This window comes from Eisenbergiella sp. OF01-20, assembly GCF_003478085.1.
Classification (GTDB): domain Bacteria; phylum Bacillota; class Clostridia; order Lachnospirales; family Lachnospiraceae; genus Eisenbergiella.
The window spans coordinates 39,686-49,376 of record NZ_QUES01000045.1 but is presented as its reverse complement, the minus strand read 5'-3'; the positions used below and the strand labels follow the sequence as shown (position 1 = coordinate 49,376).

Below are 9,691 nucleotides of genomic sequence, written 5' to 3'. Positions count from 1 at the left end.
GGGAACCAGGAGCGCGTCCGGTTATGCAAGCATGCCGGATCGTGCTCCTGGTTCTCTGTCCATGCGGCTCGTAGATAAAAAAATTTGTATTCTGTTGGAAACACTGACAGGCTGTGTAGCATAGTATAAACCATAAAAACCAATTTGGAGGCAAATAAACATGAGTGATTTAACAGCAAGCGGCTGCGGATGCGGCAGCAATACCGGTTGTGGCTCCAGCAACACCGGCTGTGGTTGTACTACTAACTGTGGCGGGAGCTGCGGATGCGGATGTAATTCCGGCTGCGGTGGAAACTCCGGCTGCGGAAGCTGGATTTGGATTCTGATCCTGCTTTGCTGCTGCGGCGGCAATGGCTTCGGCGGCGGAAACAGCTGCGGATGCGGAGAGTCTAATGGCTGTGGCTGCGGCGGAAACTCCGGTTGCGGAAGCTGGATTTGGATTCTGATCCTGCTTTGCTGCTGCGGCGGTGGAAACGGCTTCTGCTAATGTAACTGCGCCCTCATTGGGCACATACATGAAAATAGGCTCTGTTACAGAGCCTATTTTTATGTTCTTATGTTTCCGGCGCCGACATAGTATTTCTATGAAAGGGAAAAGGACCGGGATATGGAGAAACATGATAAAGATTATTTACAGGCATTTGATGCTCTGTATACAACCAACCAAATACAAATAATGAAAATCCTCCTGCCCTACTGCAATCCCGACAGTCGCAGAGGGCTGGCTGTCATGATTAAATTCATGGAATTTGACTATACTCTCCGTTTTGCCCGTTCGCATCCGGGTAGCTTTCAGGATGCGGCTATCCCTTTTTCCTTGATAGACATCTGTGATAAAATAAAAAACTACTGTTCTCCCCAGGTACGTTCCATGCTGGAACAGTTCCAGTCCATACAGAATGCCATGCAGATGTATGAGGAAATGAAACAGTATATGGATCTCTTCCAGGGAATGAGTACAAATGACGCAAATGGTACCGCAGCTGCCGGAAGCGGCAGCGGCCCTGCACCGGAAACCGGACAGGGCGGCGAAGAAAAAGCTGGCGGCAATCCCTTTGGCATGAATCCTATGGATATGCTGATGGGTATGCTGTCACCGGAGCAGCAGTCCATGTTTCAAATGTTTCAGTCGGATTTTAGCACAGAGGCGGCTTCCACAGATAATACGGTTACTCGGGACAGCCCGCCGGAAGGGGATCAATAACTATGGCAGATTATAACGATTCTAAAAATTCCAAGGATAAACCAAGATGGATGCAGGAACCTTCCCTGAGGAATATTCCTGAGGAAAAACTCGATTTTCTGCAAAAGATGGTCTTTGAGAGCAACAACCTGTCTCAGAAAGAGCTTATGCCCTTTCTCATGGCTCTTGCCCAGAGAAGCCGGGCGGCAAATATCACATTTACCCAGGAGGAAATGACAGCTATTATAGAAGCGATAAAGAAATACAGTACACCGGAGGAACTGATGAAAATGAATCAGATTATGAAGCTTATGCAGCGTCGTAAATAATATGGTACGGGGCAGGATTCGATACCTGACGCAAAAATATAAGGGGCACCTCCCGATGCTGTCAACACACATTGGGCTGTGTCCCTTACATAATACATATCTTGTGAATTATGCCGTTCAATCCATAGCGGCCACTTTTGCAGAAAGCTCCTTCAGAAAGCTTTCCGAAGGAACATACTGTACTTTCACCGGCTCCGAAAGGATACGGAAGCGGCAGGCTTCCAGTTCCGTATGTATCAGGCCGGCGCTCTGGCCTCCCCAGCCATAGGAACCAAACGCAAAGGCCTTTTTATTTTTAGGGGCAAGTCCTTTCATATAACAGAGAAAGGAAGCGACCGAAGGCAGCATCTGATTGTTCATTGTCGATGAACCTACCACGATATATTCCGCTTTCAAAACATCCATCATGATATCGGAAATATGATCCACCTTCAAATCATAAAGCTTCACAGGTACCCCTTTCATGGCAAAGCCTTCCACTATAGCCCTTGCCATCTTTTCCGTGGAATGCCACATGGAATCAAAAACCACCACCGCTTTATGCTCCGGCGTCTCATCGCTGTAATGCTTATAGGCATTCACAATATCTTCGATATGGCTTCTCCACATTACTCCATGGCTGGGGGCAATCAGACGGATATCCAATGCTTCTATTACCGGCAGGGTCTTTTTCATCTGCATACCGTAAGGCATCAGGATATTGGCATAATACTTTCCCGCTTCGGCCATAACCTCGGCCATATCCACCTCATCATCATATCGCTTGCTGCTGGAATAATGCTGGCCGAACGCATCGTTGGAGAAAAGGATTTTTTCTTCCGGGCAATAGGTAACCATATTATCCGGCCAATGGAGCATAGGGGTAGGAACAAACTGAAGGGTATGTTTTCCCAGGTTCAGGCAATCTCCGCCTTTTACCGGCATATATTCATAGCTATCCCCATAATGCAGCTTCAGGCCGTTCAGCCCGCTGGGGGAACTAGTCACAATAACCGCATGGGGAGCTGCTTCCATCACTGCAGGAACGGAACCGGAATGATCCATTTCCACATGGTTGGAAACCAGATAATCAATCTGTGCCGGATCCATAATTTCACGGATACGTTCCAGAAGCTCTCCGGCAAAGGGGGCTTTTACAGTATCTATCAATGCGGTTTTCTCGTCAACAATCAGGTAAGCATTATACGTTGCCCCTCTGTTGGTTGTATAGCCATGGAAACTGCGTACATTCCAGTCAACAACACCTACCGCATAAATACCGGGTCTTAATTCTGTGGTATTCATCACTTATCCTCCTGTTTTTCCACTGATTTTGTGCTTTTGTTTTCATATTATACTAAAAATTTCTTAAATCGTGTACATTATAACTCCGTTTTTTTATCTTGTATACTTTTTAGGGACAAGTATTCTTTTTTGTACATAAACAAGTAACAGTTCAGACAAGTCTGAACTGTTACAAAGACAGGCCCTTTACCGACAACGGCCTGTCAATAAAGGGCATTATGCTGCTTCTCCGTTTTTATATCCGGTTCCCACAGGAGGAAAGCTGCCTCCGTTTTCTCCTTAGTCTGCTCCTTCTGACGGTTCTTCTGTAAGGGATTCTTCTGCAGTTTCCTCTGGCATTACTTCTGCAGTTTCCTCCGTCGTCTCTTCTATGAATTCTTCCGGATCCTTATCAAAAGCAGTTACCACATAGGAACTGATTCCATAAAGATGGTCGTCTCCTTCCAGCCGGATATAATAGTCTCCGGTGAGATCGTTCTGGTTCCCCACATATATTATTACACTGGAACCATTCTTCATTTCGGCCTTTATGGTCCTTACTGGATTATCCAGACCGTATTCGGACAGATTCTCCGGTTCTTCGACAACAGATTCCGTTGCAAGACCGGCAATATTGTTCACAAGAGAGCTGATCTGGTTTTGATCCAGCGTCATTTCCCTGTCATCCGCATTCACCCACTTCTCTTCTTCCTTTACAAAGTTCAGAATGTGATCGCCGGTTACGGAAAGGGCCGTTACATCCCCGGAAGCAAAATCCGTCACGGTTACCTGTTGTGCGGAAAGCGTCTCTTCTTGTGCAAAATCCATATTTTTAACAAGCACGTAAGCCCCTACACAAAGCAGGCAGAGAATTACAAGCACAAGCAGCTGTATCTTTTTTTTCTTCATCAGCGCTTCCTCCTTCCCATCCAGACAAAGATTCCGGCTATAAGCAGTCCCAGCGGCAGAATCAGCATAAACAGGGAGCCAAGAGAAAAGGCCGTGCTGTCATTTACCGTTATTATACTGGATTCATAAGATTTCACCGGTACGGAGACACTTATCTCGCTGTCGGACATGGATGCCACCGTATTGGTGAACAGCGTGAGGTTGGCATCCGCCACCATTGTATTGGCGCTGTCTGTAAACAGATTTTCGGAGGCAAACAAGGTCAGCTGTGCGGTCCCTTCCTCCAGCGTTTTTTCCGCGTGCACACCTACATCGAAAGGCCCCTGCACGTCCCCGTCTTCTTTTTCGTACGTCTGTGCCTGGTTCATATTGGTTTTAGCATAAGAAGACGCAGAGGTGGCCAGCAGGGAGGTTACGCTCACATCCTCTTTTTCCTCCGCACGTATCCCTTGTGCGTAAGGCATAAATATATACTTTTGCCCCGCCACCCCGTTAGTAAGGGTATCATAAGCCACTTCAGGCAGCAGATAGGTGGGCTGCTGGTAATACATTGAAGTGTCACCTTCCATAACAAGCCCCTTTTCTATGGACAGGCCGAAATAATCCAGAACCTTCTGCAGATTAGGCATATCGGCTGCAAAATCCTCCATATAAGAGGTCGTCATCAGGATTTTACCGCCTTTATCCAGATAGGCAATGAGCTTTTCTGCATCATCGGCAGATATATCCGAGGTGGGCGCCAGGATGAGCATTCCCTGGGCATCCTCCGGCACGCTTTCCTGGGTAAGCAGATTTATGGACTGCAGCGCAGCGTTCTGTTTTGCCAGACCGTTCTGGAAGGCGGTGGAAAGCGACAGCTCATCCTGCCCTTCCAGTGTGTACAGAACCGGCATATCATCGCTGGTTACATAGGCAAGTGCGCTGGTAATCTGGCCTTCCCCGTCATAACCGGTAACGTTGCTGCTGTAGGTAGAATAATCCATCTCTGTTTCATAAATATCGTTATAGTTAATTACCTTAAACCGCTTATCACTCACCACAATCAGTGAGTTCATACCGATATTTCCGTCGGTATAATCCTTATAGAAATTGGGGTTTACTACCGGATCCTTATATTCCACATGGATATGACCGGAAAGATCCATATACCGATCCAGCGTCTGCTTCAGCGTGGTATCCTGGCTTTCCTCCGACTGAAGGATATAAATGGTGACATCCTCCGTCAGATTCCTTGCCAGTTCCTCCGAGGTTTCCGTCAGGGAATACAGCTTTTGGGAAGTCACATCAAATGTGGTATAACGGGAAGGCAGCTCTCCTGCCGCCAGATTCAGAAAAACCGCAGCAACCAACACCACCGCAATCATTCCTGTACTGTAAGCACCCATCTGCAGGCTTTTTACCGATACCTGATATCTTCTTTTCTGTACTGACTGGACAGTCAAAAAAAGAAACACCAGAATAAAGGTAAGAAAATACAATACCGATTGCAACGCAAGCGAACCCTGCATCATATCTTCCAGACGGCTTGTCATATCATACACGCTTAAAATCCTGGTAAACAGATTGCCTGCGGAAGAAATCAGCCCTGTTATACTGCTCATCATGTAGCCCAGGAAAAGAGCGCCGAAGCTCAGGACAGCCGCAATCACCTGGCTCTCTGTAACAGAAGAAAGAAACAGGCCGATGGCAATACCGCTTAAGCCGTACAGATAATAGGCAAGCACGGCCGTATAGCTTTCTCCCATGGAAACGGTACCAAACCGGGAAAGGATGAGGGGATACACAGCTATCACCAGCGTGGACAGGGTAAAAATGGTAGCTGCCGCCAGATATTTCCCCCATACCACCTTACCCACGGACACCGGGGAAGTCAGGATCAGCTGATCTGTCTTCTGCCGCCTTTCCTCCGACATCATACGCATTGTCAGAAGCGGAATGGTAATGAGCAGCAGGAACAGAATATTATATACGGTATTTGCCATGCTGGAATAGCCAAATCTAAGGTTCAGCGCAAAGAAATACAGACCTGACAGAAAAATATTCGCTGCAAGGAACAGCCATCCTGTCATGGAATGGAAGTAAGCTTTCAGTTCTCTCTTATAAATCGCTGTCATCGTCCGTCACCTCCTGCTCGTTTTTCTGCTCCTCCTTCTTTCTGCCGAAATTGAATTTTTTCTTTGCCTGCGGCTTTTCCATGGAGTGTTTTCCTTCCATGGAATGCTTTGCTTCCATTTCCTCCGCCGCACTCCGCTTTTCGGAATCCGTCAGTTCCAGGAAGATATCTTCCAACGATTTGGTGCTTATATGCATATCCAGCAGAGGCAGCTTTTCTTCCGCCAGAAGATAAAAAAGCGGTTCCCGAATATCCACATCCGCGCCGGTTTTCAGAATCGCCCTTGTCTGTCCTTCACCTGCCGCTTCCAGCCTGCTGTCTTCTATTTCCTCTATTTTTTCCAGCGCTTTTATCAGTTTTTCCTGCGTTCCTTTTACGGTAATTTCCAGCTCTTCTTCTCCCGTCATAAGTCTGGTCAGGCCTTCCGGGGAATCACATGCCACCAGCTTTCCTTTGGATATAATTAAAATCTGATCACAGACAGCGTTGACTTCGGAAAGTATGTGGGAACTGAGGATAATCGTATGCTTATCTTTCAGGCTTTTTATCAAATCGCGGATTTCAATGATCTGCTTGGGATCCAGGCCAACGGTAGGTTCATCCAGAATCAGGACCTCCGGGGAACCCAGCAGCGCCTGCGCAAGCCCTACCCTCTGCTTGTACCCTTTGGAAAGGTTACGTATCAGACGATCCTTCATGTCCAGAATCCGGGTCATCTTCATCACCTCTTCCATTCCGTCCTCCCGTTCTCTGGACGGAATCCGTTTCAGCTGCGCAGCAAAACGCAGATATTCCTGTACGGTCATATCCGGATAAACAGGTGGCATTTCCGGAAGATAGCCGATACAGCGCTTGGCTTCCTCCGGCTCCTTCCTAATATCATGCCCGCCGATTTTTACTTCCCCGTCCGTAGGCGCCAAATAACCGGTAATGATATTCATGGTTGTGGACTTCCCTGCGCCATTCGGCCCTAGGAATCCATAAATCTGCCCTTTTTCCACTTGGAATGAAAGGTCATTTACGGCAAAATGGCCGCCATACTTTTTCACCAGATGATTTACTTCTATCATCTTATATCCTCCTCGCAACATTTTTGAGCCAACTCTATTGATAAATGTATTCTATATTTGTGTAAAAATGTTGGAAGAAATGTGATTTTTTTGTGAAAAACAGGGCGTACCCGCAAAAAAGGCCTGCCGGAGATGTGACTCCGGCAGACCTTTTCCTTACCTTCAGGTTTACACAAAGCACGGCATCCGTTGTTTGCAGCCTGTTAAGGTTTTACAACAATATTGATGATTTTTCCAGGTACATAAATTTCCTTTACTACATTTCCGCTCAGTTTTCCGGCATCTTCCAATGCCTTCCTGCCTGCCGCAATGGCGTCTTCCCTGCTGATATCAACCGGTACGGTTACCACCAGCTTGGTCTTACCGTTTACCTGCACGGCAATTTCCTTTTCTTCATCCGCCATAGCGTCCTTGTCCGCTACCGGCCAGGTGGCATGGAATACGGAATCCGTTCCTCCCAGCTGACGCCACAGTTCTTCACCGATGTGAGGAGCAAAGGGAGAAAGCATAATCACGGCCGTCTCCAGTGTTTCTTTATCAATTCCGCCGTTTCTTGCCATATCGATCATCTTATTGGTGAATTCCATAAAACCGGAAACAACAGTATTCAGACTGAAATTTTCCAGCCTGGTGGTAATTTCATGAACCATTTTGTGACGTACCTTGATCATTTCTTTGGAAGGAGCTACGCCGCTGTCTTTATTATCCATAACCAGATTCCAGAAACGGTTCAGGAAACGGTTTACACCGTCAATTCCCCTGTCGTCCCATTCGCTGTCCAGTTCCGGAGGACCTACAAAAAGCTCATACATCCGCAGGGAATCACAGCCGTAATCTCTCACCAAATCATCCGGAGACACTACATTTCCTTTGGATTTACTCATCTTAATTCCGTTCTTGCCGGTGATCATGCCCTGGTTAAACAGCTTGATAAAAGGTTCGTCAAAATCCACCACACCGGAATCATACAGAAATTTGGTATAGAAACGGGAATAAAGCAAATGCAGCACCGCATGCTCCACACCGCCGATGTACATATCAACGGGCAGATAGGTATCCGCTTTTTCTCTGCTCACCAGCTCCTTCTCATTTTTATTATCCACATAACGCAGGAAATACCAGGAGGAACCGGCCCACTGAGGCATAGTATTGGTCTCTCTCTTGGCAGGAGCGCCGCACACAGGACAGGTGGTGTTCACCCACCAGTCGATATCAGCAAGCGGAGATTCCCCTGTTCCGGTAGGCTGATAGGATTCCACTTCAGGAAGCAGCAGCGGAAGCTGATCCTCCGGCACCGGCACACAGCCGCACTCCGGACAATGAACGATAGGAATGGGTTCTCCCCAATAGCGCTGACGGGAAAATACCCAGTCACGGAGCTTGTAATTTACCGTTTTGTGGCCGATTCCCATTTTCTCAATCATAACCGGCGCTTCCTTCTTCAATACCGCGCTTTCCATGCCGTTCCATTCGCCGGAATTGATCATGGTTCCGCTTGCATCCGTATAGGCTTCCGTCATATTTTCAATTTCCTTACCATCTTTGGCGATAACCTGGATGATAGGAATAGTAAACTTTTTAGCAAATTCAAAGTCTCTGTCATCATGGGCCGGAACACACATGATAGCGCCCGTACCATAATCCGCCAGAACATAATCAGAAAGCCAGATGGGAACCTTTGCTCCGTTTAACGGATTAATCGCATAGGTGCCGGTGAAAACGCCTGTCTTTTCCTTATCCTGCAATCTGTCCACATTGGACTTCATGGAAGCATCAAAAATATATTTTTCCACAGCACTTTGATTTTCCGGTGTGGCAAGTCCGGCTGCCAGCTCATGTTCCGGGGCAAGAACCATAAAAGTCGCTCCATGCAGGGTATCCGGCCTTGTTGTATAGACTGTGATCTTTTCTTCTCTGCCTTCCACCGGGAAATCCACTTCCGCACCGTAGGATTTTCCGATCCAGTCCGTCTGCATCTTCTTCACTTTCTCCGGCCAGTCCAGCTTGTCCAGATCATTCAGGAGACGATCCGCATAGGCGGTTATTTTCAGCATCCACTGCTTCAGATTTTTCTTGGTAACATCTGCACCGCAGCGTTCACACTTGCCGTTAACCACTTCCTCGTTTGCCAGGCCCGTCTTACAGGAAGGACACCAGTTAATAGGCATCTCTTTTTCATAAGCAAGCCCGGCCCGGAACATCTTGACAAAAATCCACTGGGTCCACTTATAAAAAGAAGGATCCGTAGTATTCACTTCCATATCCCAGTCGTACAAAGCAGCGATCTGCTTAATCTGGCTTTTGATCTTTGCCACGTTGTCCGCTGTGGAAATTGCGGGATGCACTCCCATCTTAATGGCATAATTTTCTGCGGGAAGGCCAAATGCATCCCAGCCCATGGGATGGATGATGTAGTGGCCGCCGTTAAGCATTTTATAACGGCTCCACACATCGGAAATCACATAACCTCTCCAGTGTCCTACATGAAGCCCGTTTCCTGATGGATAAGGGAACATATCCAGACAATAATACTTGGGTTTCTTTCCATCGTTGACGTTAACAGGATTCGTTTCCCATTCTTTACGCCATTTCTCTTCAATCTCTCTGTGATTGTATGGTGCTGCCATAGCTTCCTCCTTTTTGCTGCCGCTCGTAATCCTTCACCTATACAGGTAAACGGACACGCCGCGCTCTGCTGTCCGTCCGCAGAAGCCAGCGGAATCGCATCCGCCCGGCACGTTACCTGCGGGAATACACAACGGATGCCACGCTCCGCGAGCCATCCATATGTCCAAAAAAAGCCCTTTCTTCTGCTTAGAGACGA

The 9,691-nt window shown here is 47.4% G+C and carries 8 protein-coding genes and 1 other annotated feature (1 of these 9 only partly in view); of the genes, 3 read left to right on the top strand and 5 right to left on the bottom strand.

What is annotated here, in order from left to right; genetic code table 11:
• Positions 1-160: 160 nt before the first annotated feature.
• The 3 genes from DXA36_RS29170 to DXA36_RS29160 all read left to right on the top strand — a co-directional run bounded on the left by DXA36_RS29170 (position 161) and on the right by DXA36_RS29160 (position 1,512).
• Positions 161-487: a hypothetical protein gene (locus DXA36_RS29170; RefSeq protein ID WP_118682777.1), complete on the top strand. Its 327-nt coding sequence runs from the start codon at positions 161-163 to the stop codon at positions 485-487.
• A 120-nt stretch (positions 488-607) separates the two neighbouring features.
• A complete protein-coding gene (locus DXA36_RS29165) occupies positions 608-1,204 on the top strand; it encodes a hypothetical protein (protein ID WP_118682776.1) in 597 nt (198 codons plus the stop codon).
• Positions 1,205-1,206: 2 nt separating this feature from the next.
• Positions 1,207-1,512: a hypothetical protein gene (locus DXA36_RS29160; protein WP_118682775.1), complete on the top strand. Its 306-nt coding sequence runs from the start codon at positions 1,207-1,209 to the stop codon at positions 1,510-1,512.
• 117 nt (positions 1,513-1,629) lie between these two features.
• Here the strand turns inward: DXA36_RS29160 and DXA36_RS29155 are convergent, their stop codons facing one another.
• From DXA36_RS29155 to leuS, 5 genes are all read right to left on the bottom strand, one after another.
• Positions 1,630-2,796: an FprA family A-type flavoprotein gene (locus tag DXA36_RS29155; protein WP_118682774.1), complete on the bottom strand. Its 1,167-nt coding sequence runs from the start codon at positions 2,794-2,796 to the stop codon at positions 1,630-1,632.
• A 279-nt stretch (positions 2,797-3,075) separates the two neighbouring features.
• Positions 3,076-3,684: a DUF4340 domain-containing protein gene (locus tag DXA36_RS29150; RefSeq protein ID WP_118682773.1), complete on the bottom strand. Its 609-nt coding sequence runs from the start codon at positions 3,682-3,684 to the stop codon at positions 3,076-3,078.
• Entirely contained in the window at positions 3,684-5,798 is a 2,115-nt protein-coding gene (locus DXA36_RS29145) for a Gldg family protein (RefSeq protein WP_118682772.1), read from the bottom strand. Before DXA36_RS29145 ends, DXA36_RS29150 begins: the two co-directional genes overlap by 1 nt.
• Complete coding sequence (locus tag DXA36_RS29140; protein ID WP_118682771.1) at positions 5,782-6,867, bottom strand: ABC transporter ATP-binding protein; 1,086 nt, start codon at positions 6,865-6,867, stop codon at positions 5,782-5,784. The genes DXA36_RS29145 and DXA36_RS29140 overlap by 17 nt, the downstream gene beginning before the upstream one ends.
• A gap of 203 nt (positions 6,868-7,070) precedes the next feature.
• Positions 7,071-9,494: a leucine--tRNA ligase gene (gene leuS / locus DXA36_RS29135; RefSeq protein ID WP_118682770.1), complete on the bottom strand. Its 2,424-nt coding sequence runs from the start codon at positions 9,492-9,494 to the stop codon at positions 7,071-7,073.
• A 186-nt stretch (positions 9,495-9,680) separates the two neighbouring features.
• Positions 9,681-9,691, bottom strand: a binding site (T-box leader) (it continues 284 nt past the right edge of the window).

Coding starts and splice junctions, on each gene's coding strand:
- DXA36_RS29170 (WP_118682777.1), top strand. CDS start 161: ATGAGTGATTTAACAGCAAGCGGCTGCGGATGCGGCAGCAATACCGGT.
- DXA36_RS29165 (WP_118682776.1), top strand. CDS start 608: ATGGAGAAACATGATAAAGATTATTTACAGGCATTTGATGCTCTGTAT.
- DXA36_RS29160 (WP_118682775.1), top strand. CDS start 1,207: ATGGCAGATTATAACGATTCTAAAAATTCCAAGGATAAACCAAGATGG.
- DXA36_RS29155 (WP_118682774.1), bottom strand. CDS start 2,796: ATGAATACCACAGAATTAAGACCCGGTATTTATGCGGTAGGTGTTGTT.
- DXA36_RS29150 (WP_118682773.1), bottom strand. CDS start 3,684: ATGAAGAAAAAAAAGATACAGCTGCTTGTGCTTGTAATTCTCTGCCTG.
- DXA36_RS29145 (WP_118682772.1), bottom strand. CDS start 5,798: ATGACAGCGATTTATAAGAGAGAACTGAAAGCTTACTTCCATTCCATG.
- DXA36_RS29140 (WP_118682771.1), bottom strand. CDS start 6,867: ATGATAGAAGTAAATCATCTGGTGAAAAAGTATGGCGGCCATTTTGCC.
- leuS (WP_118682770.1), bottom strand. CDS start 9,494: ATGGCAGCACCATACAATCACAGAGAGATTGAAGAGAAATGGCGTAAA.